19 protein-coding genes and 1 pseudogene are annotated in these 25,648 nt (G+C 62.0%); 12 read left to right on the forward strand and 8 right to left on the reverse strand.

What is annotated here, in order from left to right; all coding sequences use genetic code 11:
* Positions 1-58 precede the first annotated feature (58 nt).
* Positions 59-1,213: a CaiB/BaiF CoA transferase family protein gene (locus IAG25_RS36815; RefSeq protein ID WP_187609259.1), complete on the reverse strand. Its 1,155-nt coding sequence runs from the start codon at positions 1,211-1,213 to the stop codon at positions 59-61.
* Between the two features lie 15 nt (positions 1,214-1,228).
* The gene (locus IAG25_RS36820; RefSeq protein ID WP_187609260.1) at positions 1,229-2,551 is read right to left on the reverse strand and encodes an MFS transporter; all 1,323 of its coding nucleotides are present in this window, start codon (positions 2,549-2,551) and stop codon (positions 1,229-1,231) included.
* 259 nt (positions 2,552-2,810) lie between these two features.
* Between IAG25_RS36820 and IAG25_RS36825 the strand changes: the two genes are divergently transcribed.
* Entirely contained in the window at positions 2,811-3,611 is an 801-nt protein-coding gene (locus tag IAG25_RS36825; protein WP_187609261.1) for an SDR family NAD(P)-dependent oxidoreductase, read from the forward strand.
* 21 nt (positions 3,612-3,632) lie between these two features.
* On the opposite strand, the gene IAG25_RS36830 is transcribed toward IAG25_RS36825, so the two are convergent.
* Both IAG25_RS36830 and IAG25_RS36835 read right to left on the reverse strand, forming a co-directional pair.
* A complete protein-coding gene (locus tag IAG25_RS36830; RefSeq protein WP_187609262.1) occupies positions 3,633-4,277 on the reverse strand; it encodes a DsbA family oxidoreductase in 645 nt (214 codons plus the stop codon).
* Between the two features lie 36 nt (positions 4,278-4,313).
* Positions 4,314-5,249 (reverse strand): LysR family transcriptional regulator, encoded by a 936-nt coding sequence (locus IAG25_RS36835; protein WP_187609263.1) that lies wholly within the window; start codon positions 5,247-5,249, stop codon positions 4,314-4,316.
* A gap of 137 nt (positions 5,250-5,386) precedes the next feature.
* Here IAG25_RS36835 and IAG25_RS36840 point away from each other — a divergent pair, with 137 nt between their 5' ends.
* The gene (locus IAG25_RS36840; protein WP_187609264.1) at positions 5,387-6,604 is read left to right on the forward strand and encodes an FAD-dependent monooxygenase; all 1,218 of its coding nucleotides are present in this window, start codon (positions 5,387-5,389) and stop codon (positions 6,602-6,604) included.
* A gap of 214 nt (positions 6,605-6,818) precedes the next feature.
* Here the strand turns inward: IAG25_RS36840 and IAG25_RS36845 are convergent, their stop codons facing one another.
* The gene (locus IAG25_RS36845; protein ID WP_187609265.1) at positions 6,819-8,198 is read right to left on the reverse strand and encodes a replication initiation protein; all 1,380 of its coding nucleotides are present in this window, start codon (positions 8,196-8,198) and stop codon (positions 6,819-6,821) included.
* Positions 8,199-8,989: 791 nt separating this feature from the next.
* On the opposite strand from IAG25_RS36845, the gene IAG25_RS36850 reads away from it, so the two are divergent.
* Together IAG25_RS36850 and IAG25_RS36855 are read left to right on the forward strand one after the other, a co-directional pair.
* Positions 8,990-10,198, forward strand: coding sequence for a ParA family protein (locus IAG25_RS36850; protein ID WP_035499140.1), 1,209 nt, complete (start codon positions 8,990-8,992; stop codon positions 10,196-10,198).
* Positions 10,195-11,166: a ParB/RepB/Spo0J family partition protein gene (locus IAG25_RS36855; protein WP_187609266.1), complete on the forward strand. Its 972-nt coding sequence runs from the start codon at positions 10,195-10,197 to the stop codon at positions 11,164-11,166. The genes IAG25_RS36850 and IAG25_RS36855 overlap by 4 nt, the downstream gene beginning before the upstream one ends.
* A 2,730-nt stretch (positions 11,167-13,896) precedes the next feature.
* Here IAG25_RS36855 and IAG25_RS36865 read toward each other — a convergent pair.
* Entirely contained in the window at positions 13,897-14,757 is an 861-nt protein-coding gene (locus tag IAG25_RS36865) for a hypothetical protein (RefSeq protein WP_309244008.1), read from the reverse strand.
* 85 nt (positions 14,758-14,842) lie between these two features.
* A pseudogene (locus IAG25_RS36870) lies at positions 14,843-15,971 on the reverse strand (porin).
* Between the two features lie 410 nt (positions 15,972-16,381).
* Here IAG25_RS36870 and IAG25_RS36875 point away from each other — a divergent pair.
* From IAG25_RS36875 to IAG25_RS36910, 8 genes are read left to right on the forward strand one after another with little or no spacing between them, the layout of a single operon-like run.
* The gene (locus IAG25_RS36875) at positions 16,382-17,410 is read left to right on the forward strand and encodes an ABC transporter substrate-binding protein (RefSeq protein WP_187609268.1); all 1,029 of its coding nucleotides are present in this window, start codon (positions 16,382-16,384) and stop codon (positions 17,408-17,410) included.
* Positions 17,411-17,413: 3 nt separating this feature from the next.
* Positions 17,414-18,247, forward strand: a complete 834-nt coding sequence (locus IAG25_RS36880) for an ABC transporter ATP-binding protein (protein ID WP_222946815.1) — start codon at positions 17,414-17,416, stop codon at positions 18,245-18,247.
* Entirely contained in the window at positions 18,247-19,086 is an 840-nt protein-coding gene (locus IAG25_RS36885; protein WP_187609269.1) for an ABC transporter permease, read from the forward strand. Before IAG25_RS36880 ends, IAG25_RS36885 begins: the two co-directional genes overlap by 1 nt.
* Positions 19,087-19,123: 37 nt before the next feature.
* A complete protein-coding gene (locus IAG25_RS36890) occupies positions 19,124-20,509 on the forward strand; it encodes an FAD-dependent oxidoreductase (RefSeq protein WP_187609270.1) in 1,386 nt (461 codons plus the stop codon).
* A 17-nt stretch (positions 20,510-20,526) separates the two neighbouring features.
* Positions 20,527-21,675, forward strand: coding sequence for a CaiB/BaiF CoA transferase family protein (locus IAG25_RS36895; RefSeq protein WP_255504231.1), 1,149 nt, complete (start codon positions 20,527-20,529; stop codon positions 21,673-21,675).
* Entirely contained in the window at positions 21,672-22,445 is a 774-nt protein-coding gene (locus IAG25_RS36900; RefSeq protein ID WP_187609272.1) for an enoyl-CoA hydratase-related protein, read from the forward strand. The genes IAG25_RS36895 and IAG25_RS36900 overlap by 4 nt, the downstream gene beginning before the upstream one ends.
* Positions 22,445-22,789 (forward strand): ferredoxin, encoded by a 345-nt coding sequence (gene fdxA / locus IAG25_RS36905; RefSeq protein WP_035499218.1) that lies wholly within the window; start codon positions 22,445-22,447, stop codon positions 22,787-22,789. Before IAG25_RS36900 ends, fdxA begins: the two co-directional genes overlap by 1 nt.
* A gap of 9 nt (positions 22,790-22,798) precedes the next feature.
* Entirely contained in the window at positions 22,799-23,713 is a 915-nt protein-coding gene (locus tag IAG25_RS36910; RefSeq protein ID WP_187609273.1) for a LysR family transcriptional regulator, read from the forward strand.
* A gap of 18 nt (positions 23,714-23,731) precedes the next feature.
* Here the strand turns inward: IAG25_RS36910 and IAG25_RS36915 are convergent, their stop codons facing one another.
* A complete protein-coding gene (locus IAG25_RS36915) occupies positions 23,732-25,138 on the reverse strand; it encodes a sugar porter family MFS transporter (protein WP_187609274.1) in 1,407 nt (468 codons plus the stop codon).
* Positions 25,139-25,648: the final 510 nt, after the last annotated feature.

Below are 25,648 nucleotides of genomic sequence, written 5' to 3' on the forward strand. Positions count from 1 at the left end.
TGCGCGGAAACGCAAACAGCGCCCTCCGGCGCTGTTTGCAGGCTGCAACGAAACGGGCTCAGACGATCGCGCCGGCCTCGCGCAATGCGCTCAGCTCCTCAGGCGTGAAGCCCCAATCGGCAAGCACGTCGTCGGTGTTCTCGCCGGGCGCGGGCGGCGGCCGCTGGATCGCGCCCGGCGTGCGGGAAAAGCGCGGCGCGGGCGCGGGTTGCATGACGCCATCGTTCTCGACGAACGTCTCGCGCGCGCGCAAATGCGGATGATCCGGCGCTTCGGCCATCGACAGCACAGGCGCGATGCACACCTCGCGCCCTTGCGCGAGCGCGCACCATTCATCGCGCGTGCGGGTGCGAAAACGCGCGGCGAATATCGCGTGCACGGCGGGCCATTGCGCGCGGTCGTGCTGAGCGGGCATATCGTCTTCGCGCAAGTCCAGCAGCGCCAGCGTATTGCGCCAGAAACGCGCCTCGTTCGATCCGAGGCTTAGCCAGCGCCCGTCCTTGGTCTCGTACACGTTGTACCAGGGCGCCCCCGAGTCGAGCCGATTGACGCCCCGCTCATCGCGCCAGTAGTCGCCCGCGCGCAAGCCGTAGAAGAGCGTCATCAGCGATGCGGAGCCGTCGACCATCGCCGCGTCGATCACCTGACCCTTGCCCGAGCGCTGCCGTTCGAGCAGCGCCGATACCACGCCCAGCGCGAGATACAGCGAACCGCCGCCGAAATCGCCCGCGAGGTTCAGCGGAATCGCGGGACCGCCCTGCGCGCGCCCCACCGAATGCAGCACGCCGGTGAGCGAGATGTAGTTGATGTCGTGTCCCGGCGCCTGCGCGAGCGGCCCGTCCTGCCCCCAGCCGGTCATCCGTCCATAGACGAGCGCGGGATTCGCGGCGAGGCACGCATCCGGTCCCAGCCCGAGCTTTTCCGCGACGCCCGGCCGGAAGCCTTCGATGAGCGCATCGGCTGAGCGGACCAGCTTCAGGACGGCGTCCGTGGCTTCCCGCTTCTTCAGATCGAGCGCCGCACTGCGACGTCCGCGATGCAGCAGATTGAAGCGATGTTCCACCGGCGCGCCGCCGTCATAGCCCGGCGGCCTGTCGATGCGGACGATATCCGCGCCCAGATCCGCCAGCAGCATGCAGCAGAACGGCGCCGGACCCACACCGCCCAGCTCGACGATGCGAATGCCCGCGAGCGGCCCTCGTGCGTTTTCCATATCGGTCGTCTCCGCTCACGTGCTCTTCGCTTGCGCATAGGGTACGTCGTATTGCGTGGCCTTCGGTATCAGCGTGACGACGCCGGCGGCCATCACGGCGGGAATCGCGAACGCATAGAAGTTCCAGTGATGGCCGAGGTTCGAGCCGAGCACCCATCCGCCGATCATCGGTCCGAGAATCGAGCCGATGCGCCCGAGACCCTGCGCGGCGCCGATCGCGGAACCGCGGCACGAGGCCGGAAAATATGCGCCGATAAAGCCATAGACGAGCGTCGATGAGCCGATCGACCCGAGGCCCGCGCCGAACACCGCCAGCATGAGCCAGGTGTGATCCGGCTTCTGGCTGAGCACGAGCAGCGAGATCGAGCAGATGAGGAAATACGGCACGAGCACGCGCTTCGAACCGAAGCGATCGGCGAGCCACGAACCGATCAGGTTGCCCACCACGGCGCCGAATTGCATCACGAGAAGGAACTGCAGCGATGAGCCCAGCGGATAGCCCGACTTGCGCATCAACTGGGGCAGCCATGCGTTGAGGCCATAGACGACGAGTTGCGCGCAGAAGCACATCAGCGCGAACAGCAGCAACGCGGCGCGGAATTCGGGCGATGTCAGCAGCCGATACCCCCGCGCGCCCGACGCCGCGACGCGCGACCGGCGATGTTCCTCTTCGTCGCGTGCGATTTCGTCGAGGTCGATTGCGTAGCGCGCAGCGAGTGCGCGCGCTTCATCGGTGCGGCCACGGTCCAGAAGATGGCTCGCCGACTCGGGCAGGTAGAAGAACATGACCGGCAGAATGAACACGTAGAGCGCGCCGAGCCCGTAGAGCACACGCCAGCCCTGCTCTTGCAGCATCGCGATGGCGAGCAGCGCGCAGATCACGCCGCCGACCGGATAGCCCGTCAACGCGATCGCGCTGTAGAGTTGCCGGCGGCTACGGGGCGCGTATTCGATCGTGAGCGCCACCGCCGACGGCACCACGCCGCCGAGCCCGATTCCGGTCACGAAACGCGCGATGCCGAGCGCCTGCGGCGAATGCGCGATCGCGCAGAGCAGCGAACCGAGCGAGAACCACAACACGCCCGCCATCATGAGCTTGCGCCGCCCGATGCGATCGGACAGCGGACCTGCGCCGAGCAAGCCGACCATCAGGCCGGCGAGCGTCCAACTGCCGATCATCCCCGCGCTCGCGGGACTCAGATTCCAGCCGGGTTCTTCGAGCAGGCGCGGGATGGTCGCACCGTAGACGATGAGATCGTAGCCATCGACTGCAATCGTAAGAAAGCACAGCATGACCACGAACAGACTGCTTCGCGGCGGTCTTGAAGATAGGTTCACATCGTCTCCTGTGTCGGATTATTCGAATGTCCGCTGATGGGCTCATCGAGTGAGCCGTCCCAATATAGGCACGCGAAATTTTCAGACCTAGTGACGGTTTTCGAATCGGGTATTCGGTGCTGTCGAATTGCGGCGCGGCATGTCGTTCGGATTATGCGAAGCGCCGGTTCGAAACATTGCAGTTGCCGGGGCAAGCGTTGCGCGCCTAACGTGATGATCGGCACGAGAGGACTCGTCAAATCATCGAGGGCGCAATGCAATGAGCGATCTGGAAGGAAAAGTGGCCATCGTCACGGGCGGCACGGGCGGCATCGGCAAGGGCATCGCGTTGCAGCTCGCCGCGCGCGGCGCCGTCGTCGTGATCAGCGGGCGCAGCGCGGCGAAGGCCGAAGCCGTGCTCGCGGAAATGCGGCAGGCCGGCGCAACGGCAGGCTTCATCGCGGGCGACGTGCGATCCAGCGCCGATATGTCCGCGCTCGCCGAAGAGACCGCGCGCAGATTCGGCGGCATCGACATCATCGTGGCGAACGCGGGCGGCAACGACGACGAAGCCCGCTCGCCGCAAGTGCGCGGCCCGTTCGGCGATATCGATCTGGCGCGCGTGGCGGCCGTCGTCGCGGAGAACACCTGCGCGAAGCTCTTTCCCGTGCAGGCGGCGCTGCCCTACATGCGCGCGCGGGGCGGCGGCAGCGTGATCTTCCTGACATCGGAGGGCGGCCGCGTGCCGACGCCGGGGCAAACCGCCGTCGCGACGTTTGCCGGCGGGCTGATCCGCGCAAGCAAGGTGATAGCGAAAGAACTGGCGCGCGACCGCATCCGCGTGAATTGCGTGTGCGTCACGGTCGTGCGCGACAGTCCGTCGTGGGAAGCGGTGTTCGGCGAGGACGGCAAGGTGTCGGAGCAGCATCGCCGACAGTACGAGAAGATCGTCGCGGGTTGCCCGCTCGGCGTCGCGGCGCCGGCGGACATCGGACGCGTGGTGGCGTTTCTCGCTTCAGACGAGTCCGCTTATCTCACCGGCGCGACGCTCAGTCCGACGGGCGGGCTCACGCTGCACTGAAGGCCGTCGCGTCCCTGCCCTTCAACCCTTCTCGTCGATGATCTTGCGGATCGCCTGCTCGAACGCTTCGGAAGGCTGGCCGCCGCTCACGAGATACTTCTGGTCGAAGATGATCGCGGGCACGGACTGGATGCCGAGTTGCTGCACCTCGCGCTCCTCGGCCCGCACTTCATCGGCATAGGTTCCGTTTTCCAGCACCGCGCGCGCCGCTTCGCCATCGAGACCGACGCTTCGGGCCGCTTCGATGAGCACGTCCGGATCGCTCGTATCCTTGCCGTCGCCGTGATACGCGCGCAAGAGCGCGAGCTTGAGCGGCAGTTGCTTGCCTTCGATGCCCGCCCAGTGCAGCAGCCGATGCGCATCGAACGTGTTGTACACCCAGTTGCGTTCGCCGAAATCGAAGCCTTCCTGCGCGCCGCGCTCGCGGATCATCGCCTGCGTCTCGCGGATCTGCTCCGGCGTGCGGCCATACTTGCGGCCCAGATAATCGACGATGCGCTCGCCTTGCGGGCCCATGTCCGGATTCAGTTCGAACGGATGCAACGTGATGCGGGCATCGACGGTATCGCCGAGGCGCTCCAGCGCGCGTTGCAGGGAAGACAGACCGACGGCGCACCACGGGCAGGCGATATCGGAGACAAAGTCGATTTGGAGAGGGCGAGACATGAGCGTGTGGTGAAAGTTGAAGATGAGTCGGACAGGCTAGCGCAAATCGGTTTGGCCTGCGTTTTTCGCTGAGTCCGCGAACAGATCGATCACCACGCCGCGCAGCCAGCGATTGCCTTCGTCCTGCTGCACGCGCGCGTGCCAGAGCAGATGGATCGGCGCAGCGGGCAGCGTCGAAGGCAACGCGCGCAGGCTGAGCGAGAACGGCTGAGCCAGTTGCTGGGCCAGTCGCTCGGGCACCGTGGCGATCAGGTCGGTGCGTTGCAGGATATAGCCGACGCTCATGAAATGCGGCACCGTCAACCGCACCCGGCGCTGCACGCCGCGACGCTTCAGCCAGTCTTCGACCTGACCGTGCCCGGTGCCAGCCGACACCACGACCAGATGCTCGGCTTCCCGCCAGGCCGCGAGCGTGAGCGGCGCATCCTCCAGCGCGTGGCCGCGTCTGAAGAGACACACATAGCGCTGATCGAACAAGCGGCGCTGATAAAAGCCGCCCTTGAGTTGCGGCAGCAGACCGATGGCGAGGTCCACGCGGCCATCGGCCATTTCGTCGCTCAGATTGACGCCGGTTTCGCGAACGGTATTCAGCGCGATGCCCGGTGCTTCACGCGACAGGCGTTCGACCAGCGCCGGCAGAAAGACGACCTCGCCGATGTCGGTCATGCCGATCGTCATCGTATCCGTAGCGCGCAGCGGATCGAAACCGGTCGCGGGATTGAGCGCGGCGTGCAGGGTCGCGAGCGCCTGCGAGACCGGTTCGGCCAGACGCAACGCGAACGGCGTCGGCACCACGCCGCCCGGCCCGCGCACGAACAACGGATCACCGAGCCGGCGACGCAGCTTGGCGAGCGCATTGCTGACGCCGGGCTGGCTCATGTCCATCTGTTCCGCGACGGTAGAGACGCGTCGTTCCTGCATCAGACGTTGAAAGAGCAGCAGCAGATTGAGATCGACGTCGCGCAGTTCCATGATTCGGTTATCTCGCGTTCATTGATTCTGGTGATGATGCAGATACACCCCATTTTATTGTGGAATGAAACTCCGCTCCCGAGAATACGTACACGGCGCACGAATGCGGCGCTCACTCGGACAAACGGAGACACATCATGGGACAGTTGGATCTGAAAATCGCCATCGTCGGCGCGGGAATCGGCGGCCTCACGCTCGCGCTCGCGTTGCGCGAACACGGCGTCGATGCACAGCTTTACGAACAGACCGACGAGCTTCGCGAAGTCGGCGCGGCCGTCGCGTTGTCGGCGAACGCGACGCGCTTCTACGAGCGCATGGGACTGCGTTCGGCCTTCGACGCCGTGTGCGCCGAAATTCCCGCGCTGATCTATCGCGATGGGCGCAGCGGCGAGCTCATCGGAGAGCATCGCGGCGAGCCGAGCTATCGGCAGCAGTTCGGCGGCTCGTACTGGGGCGTGCATCGTGCGGACCTGCAGGCGGTGCTGTCGGAAGCGGTGGGGCTCGAACGTATCAACCTCGGCCATCGGCTGATCGATCTCGTGCAGCATCCGGATCGCGTGAGTCTGAGTTTTGCCAACGGGAAACAGATCGACGCCGATCTGGTGATCGGCGCGGACGGCGCGCGCTCGATTACGCGGCGCTGGATGCTCGGCTACGACGACGCGCTGTATTCAGGCTGCTCGGGCTTTCGCGGCGTGGTGCCCGCCGGGCGCATGGATCTGCTGCCCGACCCTGAAGCCATCCAGTTCTGGATCGGTCCGCAGGGTCATCTGCTGCACTATCCGATCGGCGATGACGGCGACCAGAACTTCCTGCTCGTCGAGCGTCATCCGTCACCGTGGCCGTCGCGCGACTGGGTCACGCCGGCGAGTGAAGGCGAGCAATTGCGGCTGTTCGGGAACTGGCATCCGGCCGTGGTGCAGATGATCACGGCGGTGCCGATCAGTCAGCGCTGGGGACTGTTTCATCGGCCTCCGCTCGGACGCTGGAGCAAAGGCCGCGTGACGCTCATCGGCGATGCCGCGCATGCGCTCGTGCCGCATCACGGGCAAGGCGCCAATCAGTCGATCGAAGATGCCGTCGTTCTGGCCGCGCAACTGGCGAAGGCCGGCGCGGGACGCTGGCGGGAGGCGCAGGAGGCGTATGAGCGGCTGCGTCGGGGCCGCACGCGCAAGGTGCAATACGCGTCGATAACGACCGCGGACGTGCTGCATCTGCCGGACGGGCCCGAGGCGCGGGCGCGTAACGCTCGTTTTCAGGGGCGTGACAGCCTGATGCGTCATCTGGACTGGATTCACGATTTCGATGCCCTGACACAGGAACCGAGCGAGCGTCAGGGCGGCGTCTGGCTTTGAGGTTGGGCGTTCTCGACGCCGAAGGCTAACGATCGCGCCGAGTTGATCCGTGCGGGATTCGCTCGGTGATATGCGCCGGGCTGGTTCCGTGCGTCGCTTCTAGCGCGATCGTCGATTCCTGCTCTTCGCTGGCGAAGCGAAGCGTGGCGCAAGCTCAGCGAGACCGTTAGTTGCGGACTATGCGGTCAAGCCAGTCGCACATCGTTCCGATATGTCAGCCTCTGCTCTTGACGGATCGCATCTTGTTGAACACATATCCTGAGAACCCGTCGCGCAGATCGGGATATTTCTGGATGATGGATTCGACGAGATCATTCGATGGATCGATGCCAAGCCTGCGCAGCGTCAGTTTTCCGCCAGGGCTCGTTTTGTAGGTACGACGCCAATCTTCGCGTTGTCGTGGCGTGGCGGCTTCGTACACGTCCCAGCCTCGACGAACTTCGTCGACGATCCGGTTCTGGGCATTTACGTCTTGCGCCGCGATCTGCAATGCCCGGCGCGCCTCGGCTTGTTCCTTCGCCTCCGCCTCGCGCTGATCGGTGAGCGTCAGGCCCTGCTGGATCTGTACCATCTGACGCTCAGCGTCCGACACGATCCAGCCTTCTTTCAGCGCCTTCATGAAAAAGCCGGCCGGACTCTTCGACACCTTGCCCAGTTTCAGGCTGAAACGCGTACGCTCGATTGCCTGTTCCAGACGAGCATCGGTGTAGGTATCCCGGTCCGAAGCGATCTGACCGAATTGCGCGCTCGACAGACCGATTTCCTGTTTCAACGTCTGATACAGCGCTTGTGCGTGCTCGTGCGTATGAAGCAATCGCTCGGCCATTTCCTTTCGCTCGACGCGAAAGCGCATGCGCCCGATCTTGCGCGAGCCCGGTTCATTGCGCGTCTCATAAGACAGAGAAAGATCGGACACCTCATTGATTTGATCCACGGCGGGCGCGAGCCAGTCCCGCTTGAAGTACTTGAATTCCTGTGCCTTCGCGCCCATCGTTCCCTGCCACGCGCGCAGTTCGTCGAGTGTGAACCAGTCGGTTACGCCCTCGCCCGCGTACGGAAGAAGGTGGTCGTACATGACACGTGCATAGCTGAGCGTGAAAAGAGAGGTGATGCGCAGGCTAAGCCAGTGAGATTTCCCCGGACCACGAATGATCCCGATGAGGTCGGGCGGCACTCGGAACTGGAACCGTCCGCCCACGTAGGAAATACGGCCTATCAGTTGAACCGATCCGAATGGCTTTGACCCGTCGGCATCGGGTTCCGCAGTCGCCTGAATGAGTGCCCTCTGCGCCTCCGTGATCACCTGTTCGAGATGCGCGTTATTGCGACTCGAATAGCGCATGAGCCATTTGAAATAATCCAGTTCGACGTCGTATAGATCGTGGACCTTGTGTTCCTGAGCGACGATGAAATACGCCGCGTCGATAAGACGTCGAGCCGATACGCCGAGATCGACGATCCGAATCAGGACATTCTTGCGCGCGAAACCGATGTCCGAGCGAGCAGCATCGACGGGAAGGCCTTCGGCATTCGCATCGTCGAATAGAGCCAACGCCAGTTGTCTGGACGTGGCCACCTGCCCTGCTCCCGTCATTCCGCCTCCGCATCACGCGCTGTAGTTTTGCTTTCGAGCGGTACGTTAACGTCTGCAAGGTGAGCTGTCAACACAAGACACCTCACCTTGGTTCGACGTCAACACAGAACGCCTCACCTTTCCCGATCTCTCTCACAATTTCCCTCACCCTCGCCGCCCATACGTCTCACCTTCGTTGTCAATTCGCCTCACTTAGACGGGGTAAACACAGCACTTTGGTACTCAATCAACAGCACTTCGAACACAGTAAACCTCACCATCTGAATGTATCTACCTGATTTTTAACGAGGTTATCGGTGCTGTTTGTGGTGGTCGGTTCTGTTTTTCTAAAAAAACAAACCAGCGAACACAAGTTCACCGATTCTGCGATCGATTTCGCTGGACCATGTGTTTTGAGTCGGGCGACTGCTTTTCTCGCCGGAAGTGCTGCGGGAATGGTGAGGCGAATTGTGATCGGGTATTGATGCGTCCTTCAACGAGCCGCAGGGCCGCCTGCTGAGGTGAGGTGTTTTGTGCTGGCACGCTCGCTAGTTGATCTCCTATTAAGACGCTCGCAGAAGGATCTGTCTGATTAGGGCTTCCGCAATGAGCTATGCGGGAAGGTCAAGTCTCGGAAAGATAAGGGGTTTTTCGGTCTAGAGGGTGGCTTTTGCAAATTTCCTTCATTTCCAATAGCCATTCATCACTGCGACGAGTATTCTACGGTTCGACATCCAGTTACACCAAAACCGTGGAAACACCACGGAGCGTGGAGAAAACACCTCACCGTGGATTTATAAGGAAGCGCCGGAATGAATTTGAGTGAACTGCCAGGGATCAATCGAAGGGTAAAGCTCTCCAATCTTGGCGAGTTCGCCGAGCGTTTGTCGGTCATGACAAACGAACTGCGAGATCAGATCCTCGCCCCCAGGCCGCGGAAGACGGCTCCCGTCTTCACGATCGGCGAGCTGTCCGACATGTGCGGCATCGACCGCCAGAAAATCAACTATCTGGCGACCAAGGACGGAAGCGAATTGCCTCCGGGCGAGACGCACGGGACGGGCCGCGCCCGCATTTTTTCCTTGCAGGACGCCCGGACCTGGGTGCAACAGGTCTCGGACATTTATCAGACGCCGCTTGTCACCGGTACGCGGGAACATCGGGGTCGCGTATTGATCACCGCGAACTTCAAAGGCGGCTCGTGCAAGACGACGACATCGATGTGCATCGGTCAGGGACTGAGTCTGCGTGGCCGCAAGGTTCTCATGATCGACCTTGACCCACAAGCATCGCTTTCGGAACTGTGCGGCTTGTACGCCGAGAAGGATCTGACCTGGGAGGATACAGTCCTGCCCTATATCTATGATCCGGATATCGAAGGCGGCCTCTCGTCGAAGGTCCAGACGACCTATTGGGATGGTCTCGATGTGATTCCGGCGCACAACTATTTGCACGACGCCGAGTTTCATCTGCCGACCGCTCAGAAGACGAATGCGAACTTCGAGTTCTGGTCGGTACTACGGAAAGGGATTGAGCCGCTGCGTGCTCAATACGACTACATCATCCTCGATACCGCTCCGTCACTCTCTTATATGACGCTCAACGGACTGATGGCGGCCGACTCGATGGTGATGCCGCTCGTACCCGAAAGTCTCGACTTCATTTCCTCGGTGTCGTTTTGGTCGCTGTTCGCGGAAGTCGCGAATGGTTTCGTAGAGCATGAGGTCGACAAAACCTACGATTTCGTCTCGGTACTCCTGTCACGCGTGGACTATGGGAGCACGTCGTCGGCGCCAGTGGTGCGCTCGTGGTCTCAGCGAGCATATGGCGACTGGCTGCATACCACAGAGATCCCGGCCAGTTCTGTTATGAGTAACGGCGCGTTGGCGTTTTCGACTGTGTTCGATTTGTCGCGTGCCGAGACTGTCGCGAAAACCTTGGCGCGCGTAAAGCAGCCGATGGTGGACTACTGCAAATGGATCGATGACCAGTATGTCGCCCAATGGAGGGCAGGACAATGAGCAGCCTTCGTGATCGCATGATGAGCAAGACCGCCGAGGTTCGAGCGGCGAAAGACATTCAACTCGATCCGCAGCAGGAGAAGGCCGTCAGCCCGCGGACCGCACCCGGCATGGCGGCCGCATTGGCGGCCGCGCAGCAGCGTATTGCTCAGCTCGAACACGCCGGTCCCGCATCGGAGGCGGCAGTATCGGAAATCATTCCGAATCCGTGGCAGCCTCGCCAAGTGTTCAACGACGCCAAGCTTGTTCAGCTGGCGGAGTCGATTCGTGAAGCCGGACTTGTTCAGCCTATTGTTGTACGGCGCGTCGGCGCGGGATTTCAAATTGTCGCGGGCGAGCGGCGGTGGCGCGCGCACAAGATGATCGGAAAGGAGTCGATCAAAGTCCTGGTGGTCGACCTCTCGGACGAAGAGATGGCGATGCTCGCCCTCGTGGAGAACGTCGCGCGCGAGGATTTGTGTGACTACGAGATTTCTCGATCGATTCGGCGCACTGAGAAGGAGTTTCCTAACCGCAAGCGGATGGCGGAGGCTTTGGGAATTTCACGGTCGGAGCTTTATCGTTATTTAGCTTTCGGCGAATTGCCTGGTTTCGTTCTCCAGGATTTGGATGTGCAACCGCGTTTGTTGGGCGCGACTGCCGCTGAAAACGTCGTGTCCGTGCTTCGCGGGCGGAATGAGGCTGCTTTCGGGATCGCTAAGGATCTTTGGGCGCGAGTGGTGGCGGGGGATTTGGAGCAGTCGAAATTCGGGAGGGCGATCAAGCAGGCGTTGGAGGATGAAGGCAAGCCGGCACCCGGTGTGAGCGATCGCAGCATCGACAAAATATTCGCGGGCGGATCGCAAGCGGGGTCGATCACAAAGGACTCGATGGGGTTGACTGTCAAGATCAAAGCGGGCTCGTTGACCGCAGACAAGGAAAAGCAAATTCGGGATTTGGTCACGCAGTTGTTCGCAGATAACGGCTAGTTTGCGTCGTACTTTTGAATTAGCCGGATCGCCTATGTCGTCCTACAATTTCCGATTCGCAGTGTCACAAGTTGGGACAGTTTTCTAGACCGACATATCTTCTCGTAAGCCGAGACTCGCCGGGTGTCCCTACTTGGGACACCCATTACGCGTTCGACCGGCGAGGCCTCTCGCTACAAGTCCGCCTCCCTTTTTAGAACGCAGACTGGTGAGAACACATCCTCGAGCTCTTCTCGATCGTTCTTGCCGCTGCTGTTCTCATTCCTATCAGGTTTGCCCCGCGGCCGAAGCCTCCGTCAACTCAATAACCGCTTGCTCCCAGGCAGCCCGCTCACCATTGGATCAGTGTCAAGCTAGAGCGGCCTCAGATGACGGAAGGAATCGCGCGGACAGTCAAAGATTAGCGTTAGGACTTGTGAGCACTAGCGCTCGACGAAACGCCCGGTCACACGCTGATGTTTTACGGGATCTCTTTAGTCGGAGAAACCCAGCTAGTTTCGTTCCTTCTCCGCTTTGCCTCGCTCGATCCATGTAGCAACGGCATCGTCGGCGCGATCGCGGTATCGCCTCAAAATCGCCACGCCGTGGCTCAACTTGGAGATAGCGCGTAGGCATACGACTGCGGTTCTTAACAGCGACGAGCAAAACAGCCAGCTGCGAATAGTTCGGGGCTTTTAATCCGGCTGCGATGGTCGATCCGGTGCCAACTGGCGACCTCGCGAGAGAGCATTCGAGGAAAAACGAGCCGAACAAGACCGATCGCGAGTAGCGCGATCCGGAAAGTGGCAGCAAGCTTGTGCTTCCTGCTTTCCACCAAGATTGACTCAACCTCAGGAAAACGGACGCCGCCAGCTTGGTCGATAACATTCGTCCGCGCGCCGCTCACGTGCGCGGTTTGCAAATAAAGGCAGACGCTCGCCATGACCGCGCAGCGTCGGCATTGATGTCAAAGCCACAAGCTAAGAACACGAGCATCGAGAATCTGATGGCTCTGAACGGGTCGCGCCCACTACGACGAGCGTACTCGTCGAGTCGCTGCGACCATGAAAACAATGAGCCAAGCGCCGCCAGAGGGTGCTCACCGGGGCAACGTGGGACTCGCAGTACCGTTCAGACCGGTCTTCTTGAAACCACCTGCTGAAATCGCGTGGTTGCCAGATGACGACTCAGACTGCGCAGCGGACAAGACTTGCGTCCTTTACTCGTGCATTGGACCGAGCCCATTGTCCGCGATGTTCTTGAGTCGGCACCACGGGTGATGGAGAGTTTCGTTAGAAGCTGATGCGTGGCTATCGCCTGCATCCCGAAGTCCGCGCAGCGATCATGACTCACATCGCGCAGTCACTTTTTGAACCCTACCAACGAACATCATTCCCGTAACGCGCTGATGTTGCGTTCATCACGCCGACTCAGGTGCAGAGGCCTTTTCAGAGGAAGCGCTCACGCCTCGGCACACCCTCCGAATCCGTGGCGAACCCTTGCCGCCCTGAACGATCAATAGCTCGCTTGCGACCTGATGGACTTTTGTTCGGTGAGCCTACTTTTCGACTCGCAACCTGCCATCGCTTTTACGGAGAGAACCGTGAAACAATAATTGCAACGACGATAAGTGCCTTTAGCCCTTGCTGGTATGGGCTTTAGCGCCGTTTTTCATCTATCTTCGAGGAATTGTTTCACGCCTTTATCGAAGCTGACGCGCACCGGACCCATGCATTACGCCTTGGAGCGTTGAAGCAGACCTTCACAGTGTTTTCGTAGCAAGATAGCCTGATTATGTATCGTTCGATACATCTGCAATCAGTGCCGTGATGCGAGACGAGCGCGATCCACTCCCGCTGAATCTGAGCCAATCTCACGCGACCGCGCCGCGATTGGCAGGCTGGCTTGGTAACAATCAACGATTGAATGCATTCTGACAACGCTCGGATACGCCGCCTTCATAAGAGCGCCCCTGTCGGTGCGCAATTGGAAAAGGGTGGTTAGGTTCAGCAATTGGAAAGGGTGGTTGGGTTCAGCACGAACCACGCTTCTGCGAGATGCAATTCGACTACAAGCGGGACCCGTCTGCTCCGTATCGAGAGAACGAGAGCGAAGATGCCCACGCTGCGCATGACGTAACGCCCCGGCCGGACTAACGCGCACGTACCTTCGCAAGTTTGCGTGAGCGGACGTGATCAAAAGCGCGAAGTGGGTTCGAGTTCGGAATCAGGCGCGGGAAGAACACGTCCAAAACCGTCATCAACGACAGGAGTACGACAGCGACAAACCCAATCGTGCCAAGAAATTCAAGCAATGCCATGTCTACCTCATTCGGTCGCGAAATCTGTGGTGTCGGAGAATCGATTTGCCTTGAGTATGCATTTGGCGACGCCGCATCAAAGTCGCGATAAGCCATCACAATGCGCGTCTGTTCGGCGTTTGAGCCTTCGTGGAAACGGGCTCGTCGCGCGCAGTTGCCATGGCGTCCGTGACACGTCGTCCCGCAAATGCCGTCGTAAAAGCCGCCATGCACATCGACCTGCAAACCTTGGCGCCGCAATCGCCCACATCAATCATGACGCAACTAACGGTCTGAGGCACAAGGCACCAGCGAAACCGCCCCTGCCCAAGCATCGTCGAGAGTCTCTGCCAATTTAAAAGGCGCCATCATCCCGCCGACCGACCCGCCAAAAAGCGGCTCCTTGAAGAGGGCACTAAACCGAATTCTGCCGATTCAACGCCCTCATCCCCTCATTTCGTAGCAGCAACAACAAACGCATCCGACCGATCGGGCAGCGTCAGCGCCGCGAGCACTTGACCGTTGGTAAAGAACACGACACCCGTAACCGTGACACCCGGATAAACACAAGGCGCGCCTCCAAACGTAATCGCGGCGTCCAGAAAATACTTGTTCCCATGAGGCGTTGCCGTCCCGCTGAACGTGCAGCCGCTCGCTCCTGCACCCTTGATCGAGCCGTCCTGACCGATCGCGAACGTGGTCGTCTCACTGCCCTTGATCGACCCCGCCGCGCCCGAATAACTCCCCGCGACCGCCGACAGCGCGATCGCGCGCTCGTACGTGCCGTCGTAAAGCAGATTGAACTTGATGCTGTTCTGCTTCGCGGCGCTCGTATAAATCACGCCCTGGACACTGTTCTTCTCGTTGTAACCCGCGAGGACAGGCGTATCGCTCGCGCTCGTGCCGGTGATGTCGAAGGTGCGCGCGTTGTCGGATTGAAAAGCGCCATGAGATGCGGAAGCCGTGCCTTGCACCAACCCGAATGCGTTGGTCGTCGTGTTGGCATACACGAAATAGTAAACACCTGTATCGAGCACGACGCCGCCGACCACGTTGCCGTTTACATCGGTTCCCGAATAAAGGCCTTGGGCGGCGTTTGCCTCGGGCGCGCTGGGCGTGCTGTCCGAGCCACCGCCTCCACCTCCGCCGCATCCGGCCAAAGCGATCGAAAGTGCAGATACCGCGACGACGAATTTCATGTTTGTTCTGGTGTTTTGACTTGCGCTCGCGGCAAGGGAAATTAAAAAAGCCAACCTGGGTTTCGAAACGTTCCGGAAGCCGCAAAAACGGCCGCGTGTTCTAGCAACGGCCACGAAAGCGAATCGGCGCTCTCACTGACTTAACGGCACCGAGGATTACAACTTGAGGTCGACGTTTTCAATCCAATGCCCTGAAGCGTTACCACCGATGCCTCAACCCGACGACAGCCGAGACTTGCGTCTTCGTCGTCGACGGCGACAGCGTGTAGATCTGCGCAAAAGGCGCGTCCTTCGCCGCATGCTGATAGATGCCGACGAGGAACAGATCCGTCCGCTTGCTTAGAAAGTAGTTCGCGCCCGCATTCACCTGATGCCAAGCGGGAGACGCGTCCTGCGGATGGTACTGGCCGGTCGTGTAGATATACGCCGCGCCGAGCAGCAGGTCGGGCAAGACATAGTCCGTCAAGGAGATTTCGAAGTTCTGCAGCGTCAATCGCGACTCGTCCAGATAGTCGAAGCGCGCGTTCGTATAGAGGAACGACGCGCTCGCCGATCCGAACGCGTAAGCGCCGCCCGCGCCGTACATCGTTTGTCTGCGCACGCCCGATCCCGTCGCCGGGTTGGTGATGAAAGGCGACGTGAATCCATAATCGCCGACCACTGCGCCGTTCGGGTTGTTCGGATCGTTCGGCTCGTTGACGAGCAGGAACGCGGCGCCCAGCGACAACGGACCTCTGCGGTACTGCACCGCCGCGCTGTACGCGTTGTTGTCGGAAAAGCCGCCCGCGCGATTCGAGAAGCCATACAGCGCTTCCGCCTGAAAGCCGCCATAGTCGATCGTCTTGTACTGCACCGCGTTGTTGATGCGGAAGGTATCGAACACATTGTCGCTGTCCGCCGATATGCGCGCCATACGCCGCGAACTGGCACGCCGATTCGAACATGCACAGCGTGACTGCCTCGTCGTACTGACGCCCGAACGTGATCGTGCCGAGCGTGTTCGACGACAATCCGACGAACGCCTGCCGCCCGAACTCGCGTCCTCCCTGCGACAGCGTGCCGTTGCCGATGTTGTAGCCGCTCTCCAGCGTGAAGATCGCCTTCACGCCGCCGCCCAGATCCTCGGTGCCCTTCATGCCCCAGCGCGGCGTCTGCATCGGTCCGCTCGCGAACTGCCAGGTCGAATGTCCCTGCTTGTCCGCGCCGCGCTGATTGTTCGCATAGACGATGCCTGTCGAAACCAGTCCATAGAGCGTTACGGTGCTCTGGGCAAACGCGCTCTGGACGCACAGCGCGCTTGCGGCGATGACCAACAAACGTCGTTTCATGGCTTTCCTGTCGTATGAGTTTGAACGGAAACGTCTTGATCGATAAGGATGACGAATCAACCTCTTTGAAGCCCCGCGTTCGCCTTTCACGGACATCGGCAGCAGCGATTCGTCCCGGTTGCGACAGATTCTTGCGGAACAAAAAACGCGCGGGATAGCACCGAATTTGGCCACCAGCGAGCGAATTTTTAGCGCGCATGCGCTCCGCATCCGTGCGCGCTGCGTACGCCTTTCGTCGCTTTCGAGGCGCCGGGTATACCCACCCCGATCTAATTTCGGCATCACTCATCGCAAAAAATGATGCTATGCGGGGACACTTTTGGCTGCTGACAATGGGATCACTCGGCATCACCCGTCTGACGAAAGACAGTGGAAAAGGGGAGCCCATGCAGGAAACACCGGAGACGAAAATGGCAATGATCGAAAACGCGGGAAGGCGGCGCATGTTGCGCACGCTCACTGCGGGTGCGTTGGCGACGAGCGGCGGCCTGCTGTCGGTGCGAGCGTTCGCCGGCGGACTCGCGACCGTGAACATGCAGCTCGGCTGGGTGCCGGGTGGCAATCAGGTCGGTGAGGTGGTGGCCAAGCGCCTCGGCTACTACGAAAAGGAAGGCATCGACTTTCATATCCAGCCGGGCGGCCCGAACATCGACGGCGTCGCGATCGTCGCGTCCGGGCGCTTTCAGGCGGGCGAGATTTCATCGAGTCCGTCGATCATGCTGGCCGTGTCGGAAGGGCTGCCCATCAAGTGCATCGCGGTCGGACTTCAGCAGCATCCGTATACGTTCTTTTCGCTAAAGAAGGCGCCGATCCGCTCGCCGCAGGACATGATCGGCAAGCGCATCGGCATTCAGTCGACGGGCATGGTCCTGCTGCGCGCGCTGCTCGCGAAACACAAGATCCCCGAGAGCCAGGTGAAGATCGTGCCCGTCGGCGCGGACATGATGCCGCTCGTCGCCGGTCAGGTCGATGCCGTCACCGGCTGGCAGACCAACACCACGGCGCTGAAGCCGCTCGGCGCCGATCGCGTGGACTTGCGTCTGTGGGACACCGGCGTGCGCCTCTACGCGCTGCCGTACTACGCGACCACGTCGAGCCTGAAGGAGCATCCGGAAGTCGTCGCGGGATTTCTTCGTGCCACCGCGCGCGGCTGGATGTACGCCAACCAGAATCGCGATCAGGCCGTCGACATGCTGGTGAAGGACTATCCGAACCTGAATCGCGCGGATGAGCGCGTCGCGATCGATTCGCTGATGAGCTACGCATTCAACCAGACCACGCAGACGCAGGGCTGGGGCGCGATGGACGCGGGCGTCTGGGAAGAACAGATCGCGATGTACGGCCAGCTCGGCCAGTTCCGCGCGGGACAACCCAAAGTCGACGACGTCATGACGATGGACGTGCTCAAGGCCACTCACTCCTCTCGCCTGAAGGTGTAACCCATGCATGCTGCCACTTTGAATCCGCTGCGCGCGGAGCGGGCTAGCTCGCACTTCGCGTTGCCGCAAGACATCGATTGCGCGATCAGTTGCCGCGACATCAACGTGCGCTTTTTCACCGACCGCCGCAGCGTCACCGCGATCGAGGGACTCAGCCTCGATATCGCGGCGGGCGAATTCCTCACGCTGCTCGGGCCGTCGGGCTGCGGCAAGTCGACGTTTCTGCGCGTGGTCGCCGATCTCGTGAAGCCGAGCCGCGGCAGCATCAGCGTGCTTGGTTCGCCGCCGCAAGCCGCGCGCGAGCGCCGTGATATCGGCTTCGTGTTTCAGGACGCGGCGCTGTTGCCGTGGCGCACCGCGATCCAGAACGTCGAGCTGCCGCTCGAAGTTGCGCACGGCAAGGCGCGCGCCGGCCGCGCGACGCCGCGCGAGCTGCTCGAACTCGTCGGTCTGAAAGGCCGCGAGGATGCGTTTCCACATGAGATGTCGGGCGGCATGCGCCAGCGCGTCGCGATTGCGCGTGCGCTCGTCTGCGATCCGAAAGTGCTGCTGATGGACGAGCCCTTCGGCGCGCTCGACGAAATCACGCGCGACCGCCTCAACGAAGAACTGCGCCGCGTCTGGAAGGAGCTCGGCCTGACGACGCTCTTCGTCACCCACAGCATCTACGAGGCCGCGTTCCTCGGTCAGCGCGTGCTCATGCTCGCGGCGAACCCTGGACGCGTGAAGGAAATCGTGCCGGTGGACCTGCCCGAGGACCGCACGCTCGATATCCGCGAGACGCGCGAATTCGTCGAACTCACCGCGCACCTGCGCCGCGTACTGGAGACTTGCTGATGGCTACGTCCGAAATGAACCTGAACGTGCCGGCCAGCATGCCGGACGCGGAATCGCAGGCGTGGCGCGCGCGCCGTCGCCAGCAGTTGTGGCGCGCCCGCATGTTGCCGGCGCTCGGCGTCGCGAGCCTGATCTTCGCGTGGTGGGCGGTGGTCGCGGGCTTTCATGTGAAGCCGTTCATCGCGCCGTCGCCGGCGCTCGTGTTCGAGACGCTCTTCGCCAAGAGCGACGTGCTGCTGCAGAACCTCGTGCCGACCGCGATCGAAGCCTCGCTCGGCTTTGTGCTCGGCAATCTCGTGGCCATCGTGCTCGCGACGATCTTCGTGCACAACAAGACGCTGCAGGACATCTTCTATCCGGTTGCGGTGATGATCAATTCGATTCCGGTGGTCGCGAAGGCGCCGATCCTCGTGCTCATCATGGGCAACGGGCTGGAGCCGAAGATCACGATCGCGGCCATCGTCTGCTTCTTCCCGACGCTCGTGAACATGGTGCGCGGTCTCGAAGCGGTCAATCCGCAGTCGATGGAACTGATGCACGTGCTCTCCGCCAGCAAGCGCGAATTCTTCTTCAAGCTGAGGCTCTACGCATCGCTGCCGTATCTGTTCTCCGCGCTGCGCATCGCGGCGTCGATGTCGGTGATCGGCGCGGTCGTGGGCGAGTGGATCGGTGCGACCGAAGGCATCGGCGCGATGATCATTCAGGCGACTTATGCCTTCGACTCGGCGCTGCTCTATACGGCGATCATCATGAGCGCCGTTCTCTCGGGCTTCTTTTTTCTCGTGATCGCGGCGCTCGAGCGCTGGCTCGTCAAGTGGCAGCCGGAAGGCATCCGCTGAGTCCGACGCGACACGAACCATCAACACAGGAGACGAAATGAACACGATCAGCGACTGGATTCAGGAACCCGCACGCGATGTGCGCGTGGCGGCGCAGGCGAACGTCGTCGTGGTCGGCGGCGGCCCGGCGGGCTTGTCGGCGGCGATCGCGGCAGCACGCAACGGCGCGGAAGTGATACTGCTCGAACGCTACAACCATCTGGGCGGTCTCGCATCGGGCGGCATGGTGCTCGTGCTCGACGACATGTGGGACAACCATCTGAACGAGATCTCGGTGCGCGGCACCTGCATGACGTTCATCGAGCGCATGGCCGCACGCAAGCTCGCCTATTTCCCGCGTGCCGACGAATGGGGCGACGATCCTGCGGCGTATCGTAAGTGGGGCCGCTGGGGCACGTTCGATTTTCATAGCCAGAAGAACCCGCATCCGGTGTGCTTCGCCGCGGCCTTCGATCCCGATGCGATGAAGCGCGTCGCGCTCGAAATGGTCGAGTCGCTCGGCATCAAGCTGCGGCTGCATTCGTGGTTCTCACGCACGCTCGTCGAGGACGGCAAGGTCAAGGGCGTGATCTGCGAGACCAAGAGCGGGCGCGAAGCGATTCTCGCCGATGTCGTCATCGACGCGACCGGCGATCTCGATGTCGCGGCGTCGGCGGGCGTGCCGCATGTCGGCGGCAGCTACATCACGACGACGGTGTTTCGTCTGGGCGGCGTCGATACCGATGCCGCCGAGCGCTTCGAAGCAGAGGAACCGGAAGCGTTCGCCGCGCTCGATCGCCAGATCAAGCGGATTCTCGGCGGCTCGTGGGGCTACTGGTGGCTCAAGACGCCGCTGCCGGGCGTCGTGTGGTGCAACTGCCCGCACATGGCCGGCCTCGATGGCCTGAAGCCCGGGGACCTGACACGCGCCGAGATGCAGGGACGCAGCCACATTCATGCCGTCGTCGAATTCGTGCGCGAGAAGCTGCCGGGCTTCGAGCAATGCTACGTGATCGATGTCGCGCCGCAGACCGGCGTGCGTCAGACGCGCCTGTTGCAGGGCGAATACGTGATGACGAAGGAAGACCTCGCGCAGCGCACGCGCTTCACCGACAGCATCGCGCGCGGACGCGACTACTACATGCCGTATCGCGTGCTGTTGCCGAAGGAGATCGACAACCTCCTCGTCGCGGGCCGTCATTACTCGGCGACGTCGCAGGCACAGAAGATGTCGCGCGAAATCCCGCCGTGCATGGCGATGGGCGAAGCCGCGGGCGTCGCGGCGGCGCTCGCGCTGAACGCGGGCGTCACCGTGCGCGACGTCGATGTATCCGCGCTGCAGAAGACGCTGCGCACGCAGGGCGCGGACCCGGGCGACCAGAGCGGGCGCAACGCGGACGTCCCGGCGCTCGCGCGGCATATCGATGCGAGGGAAGCGGCATGAGCAACACGGAGAACAAGATGAAAAAGAACGATCTTCCATTGACCGGCGTGCGCGTGATCGATCTCACGCAAGTGATGATGGGTCCCGTCTGCACGCAGATGCTCGCCGACTACGGCGCCGATGTCGTCAAGATCGAACGACACGGCGCGGGCGATCTGAGCCGCTCGACTTTCGAGCCGGTCGCGGGCGCGGACAACCCGATCTTCTGCAGCCTGAATCGCAACAAGCGCAGCGTCGCGCTCGATCTGCGCGATGCATCGCAGATGGAAGCGTTGAAGGCGCTGATCGCGGAAGCGGACGTCGTCGTGAACAACTTCCGCGCGGGCGTGATGGATCGGCTGGGTCTCGGCTACGAAGCCTGCCGCGCGCTGAATCCGCGCATCATCTACGCGGTCGGCACGGGTTTCGGCGAGACGGGACCGTATGCGCACAAGGGCGGACAGGACGTGCTCGCGCAGGCGATGAGCGGCGTGATGGCGCGCCGCGCCGATGACTCGCTGCCCGTCTCCGTTTATCCGACGGCGCTCGCGGATTACTCGGCGGGCATGCACATGGTGCAGGGCATTCTGCTCGCGCTCTTGCATCGGGAGCGCACGGGCGAGGGACAGAAGGTCAACGTGTCGCTCTACAACTCGATGCTCGCGATGCAGATGCAGGAAGCCGCGATGATCATGATGGCGGACTCCGAAGTGAACTGGGCCGCGATGCCGCTCTCCGGCGTGTTCGAGACGACGACGGGCCCGCTCGTGCTCGTCGGCGCGTTCAAGGCGAATCCGTTGCGCGACATCTGCGCGGCGCTGCAAATCGAGGACATGTCCGCCGATGCGCGCTTCTGCAACCTGAACCAGCAGTTCGCGCACAAGGCCGAATTGCAGCGCACCTTCCGCGAGCGTTTCGCGAGCAACAGTCGCGAGCACTGGCTCGCGCGGCTCGAAGAACAGGACCTTCTGTGCGCGCCGGTGCGCGATCTGCGCGAGGCGCTCGTCGATCCGCAGACGCTGCATAACCGGCTCGTCATCGAAGGCGACGGAGAAGGGCAGCCGGTGCGCCTGATCGGCAGCCCGATCGAGCTGTCGAACGCGCCTGTCGTGCTGCGCCGTGCACCGCCGCGCCTCGGCCAGCACACGGCCGAAGTGCTCGGCCTCACGACGACGGAGGCCGTATGAGCGTGCGCCTCGTCATCGATCGGCACGTGGCCACCGTGACGCTCGCGCGTCCCGAAGCGCTCAACGCCGTCGATCTGGAAACCGAAGCCGAATTGCAACGCATCTGGAGCGAGCTCGAGCATAACCGCGACGTGCGCGTCGTCGTGCTGACGGGCGAAGGCGAGCGCGCGTTCTGCGTCGGCGCGGATCTCAAGAATCCCGCGATGAGCGGCCTCGAATACTGGGCCGCGCCGCGTCCGGGCGGCTTCGGCGGCATCGCGCTGCGCGAGACGCTGAATGTGCCGGTGATCGCGCGCGTGAACGGTTACGCGCTCGGCGGCGGCTTCGAGATGGTGCTCGGCTGCGATCTCGTGATCGCGTGCGAGGAAGCGAGCTTCGGCTTGCCCGAGGCGCTCGTCGGTCGCATGCCGCTCGACGGCGGCATGACCCTGCTGCAACGCCAGATTCCCTATCGTCAGGCGATGGCGATGCTCATGACCGGGCGCCGCATTTCCGCGCACGAAGCGCGGGAGATGGGCCTCGTCAACGAGGTCGTGGCGCGAGCGGAGTTGGACGCAACCGTCGATCGATGGGTCGATGCGGTGCTCGCGTGCGCGCCGTTGTCGGTCCAGGCGATCAAGCAGGTCGTGCGCCGCACGTCGACGCTGTCCGCGAGCGAGGCGCAGGCGCTCAGGCTCCCCGCGCTCGTCAGCGCGCTGCAGTCCGAGGACGCGCACGAAGGCGTGCGCGCGTTCCAGGAAAAGCGCAAGCCGCAATGGAGGGGACGCTGATGGCCTACGTGATCGGGTCGCCGTGCATCGACGTGAAGGACGGCGCATGCGTGCAGTGCTGTCCGGTCGATTGCATCTACGAAGGCGGGCGCACGCTTTATATCCATCCGGAGGAATGCATCAACTGCGGCGTATGCGTTTCGGTGTGCCCGACCGAGGCGATCTATCACGAGGAAGAACTGCCGCGCGAGCAAGCAGCTTTCGCGGCGGTGAACCGTGCCTTCTTCGACGCGGACGTGAGCGCGCTCGGTTCGCCGGGTGGCGCATCGGACGTCGGCAGGGTAGCCTTCGATCACCCCGTGGTCGCGTCGTGGCCGCGAAGCAGTGTGACGGTGACGGACTGAGGGCAAACGATGCACGCGAACGTTCTGAAGTATTTCGTCGAGGTCGCGCGGTGCGGATCGATCCGCAAGGCCGCGCAGAACCTCTATGTCGCGTCGAGCGCCGTGAACCGGCAGATACTCAAGCTCGAATCCGAGATGGGCACCGAGCTATTCGATCGGCTGCCCAACGGCATCCGCCGGAACGCGGCGGGCGAGCGCGTGCTGCAGCACATTCGCGGCACGCTGAACGATTTCCACCTGATGCGCAGCGAGCTCGACGAACTGAAGGGCGATCGCAAAGGCCACGTGTCCGTGGTGGCGATGGATTCGCTGTTCGTCGATTTTCTGCCGGCGACAGTCGAGGAATTCTCGGACGCGTATCCGGCCGTGACGTACTCGATCGCCGCCGTGCCGCCGCACGATGTCCCGCCGCGCGTGCTGACCGGCGAGTACGACGTCGGCATCACGTACATCACGAAGCTGCCCGCCGGGCTCGATGTCGTGACGGAAGTGCCTTTGCCGCCGGGCGTCGTGATGGCGTCATCGCATCCGCTCGCGAAGCGCGAGCGCGTGACCTTCGACGAGTGCCGCCATCACGCGTTTCTGCGCCTCGAAGGCCGCTCGCCGATCCAGGGCGCCATGAGCAGCGAGTTCCCCGCGTTCTGGGAATTGCTGCAGCCGAGCGTCACCTGCAACTCGACGACGCTGCTCAAGCGTCTGATCGCATCCGGGCGCGGCATATCGTTCTTCTCGAAGCTCGCGTTCCTCGACGAGCTGTCGCGCGGCGACGTCGTGTGGCGGCCGATCGACGACGAGAACATCAACGAGCTGACGGTCGGCATCATCGTTCCGAGCCAGCGCGCGCTGCCGCATGTGACGGGCGAATTCATCGAGCGGATGGTGCGCAGGCTGAAGCATGTCGAGCTGACGTTGCGGGAGTTTTGAGTTGCTCCCGCGTCTTCCTCAGTTGCTTTTGCCCAGATCACGCAGGCGCTTGCCGGCCATCAGATCGTTGCCCAGTTTCTCAAGGGAGACACCGCGCGTTTCGGGTACGTAGAAGAACACGACGATCCCGAAGACGACGTTCAGGATGGCATACAGAACGAAGGTATTCGCTTCGCCGACCGTCGACAATAAGCTGAGAAACGTGGCGGCGACCGCCATGTTGGCGACCCAGTTGACCAGCGTCGAAACGGCGATGCCGAAGTCGCGACCCTGCTGGGGCTGAATTTCCGAGCAGAGAATCCATACGAGCGGACCCGCGGACATCGCAAAGCCGGCGATGAAAAGCAGGAGCGCCGCGACCGCCAGAACCTGAGCCGTGAGACCCGCCACGCCGATATGCAGGAGAACGCCGAGCGAGCACATGCCGATTGCCATGACCGCGCATCCCGCATAGAGAATCGGCTTGCGGCCCCAGCGATCGACGAAGGCGATCGCGCCGAATGTCGCCACGACGTTGACGAGACCGACGATGACCGTCGCCCACAATTGCTGCTCGTGCGTCGCGAACCCGGCCAGCTCGAAGATACGCGGTGCGTAGTACATCACGACATTGATGCCGGTGAGTTGCTGGAAGACTTGCAGCACGACGCCCAGCAGCACGGAACGGCGAAAGTTCATGTTCTTGCGCAGCAGGTTCCATCCTCGCTGAGGACGCGTGCTGTCTTCGCTGACTTGTTCTAGTTCGGCTTCGACGTCGGCCGGATTGGTGTAGAGGCGCTGCAGCACGGCGCGCGCTTCCGCGGCGCGATTTCGCTGAAGCAACCAGCGCGGACTGTCGGGAAGGGCGAGGACGCCTGCCAGGAAGAACGCTGCGGGGATCGCGATCACGCCCAGCATCCAGCGCCAGTCGGCCACGTAGGACAGCCCGATATTCGACAGAAACGCCGCCAGGATCCCGACGGTAATCATCAGCTGATACGTGGAGATCATCGCCCCGCGCACCTGCCGTGGCGCGACTTCCGAGAGGTAAAGCGGCGCCGTGAAGGACGCCATGCCGACCGCGAGGCCGAGTATCAACCGTGCGCCGATCAGATGCGCGGGACTGCCCGCGAACCCCGACCAGAGCGATCCCGCGATGAAGAATATCGCCGCCAGCACGAGCGCATAGCGGCGTCCGAGGCGCCACGACAGCCAGCCCGCACCCAGTGCGCCGATCGCCGCGCCGACCATCATCGAACTGACGATCCATTCCTGCGCGCGATCGTTCAGCACGAAATGCTTCGCGATGAACGGCAGCGCGCCCGAGATCACGCCGATATCGAGGCCAAACAGCAGACCGGCAAGCGCTGCCATGAGGCAGACGAAGAGACCATAGCGTCGGGATCTCGAGTGTGTCGGGACGGTGCTATCGGCGAGCGTGCTCATTTGGGGTGTCTCCAGGTTGTTCTTCATACTCGATTTCGGTTGCGGCGGGCGGCGTCGCATCCGTCGTTCCCATCTGCATCCATGATCGAACACGAGAATTAGCGCGTGATGAGGGCATGCCGAAGGCGGGCCGCCACGCGATCGAGCGGCAGCGCGCACCTTTGCGCGATTTCGTCATTCCGATTCGAAAATAGTCTGATTAATTTTTTTTGAAAAAGGCGCTTGACGACATCGAAATTGGTCCGCATAATTCGCCTCCCGTTGAATGACGGCGCGCAGGAAAGCAAGCGAAAGCAGGTAACTCGCGAAGCAAATTCTTAGCGTAATGCTCTTTAAAAACTAACAGCCGATAAGTGTGGGCGCTTGATAGCGAGTGCGGTTTCAGTCTTTTGGGCTGGAGCGACAAGCAAAAGTATCAAGAGTCTCACACGAAGTATCAGAGGAAGGTTTTTCATCTTTAAGATGAACAATCATCGTCAGAACGTTGAGTGAGCGACCGGTTTCTAACGG

It is taken from the genome of Caballeronia sp. EK, from assembly GCF_014384845.1.
Taxonomy (GTDB): domain Bacteria; phylum Pseudomonadota; class Gammaproteobacteria; order Burkholderiales; family Burkholderiaceae; genus Caballeronia; species Caballeronia jiangsuensis.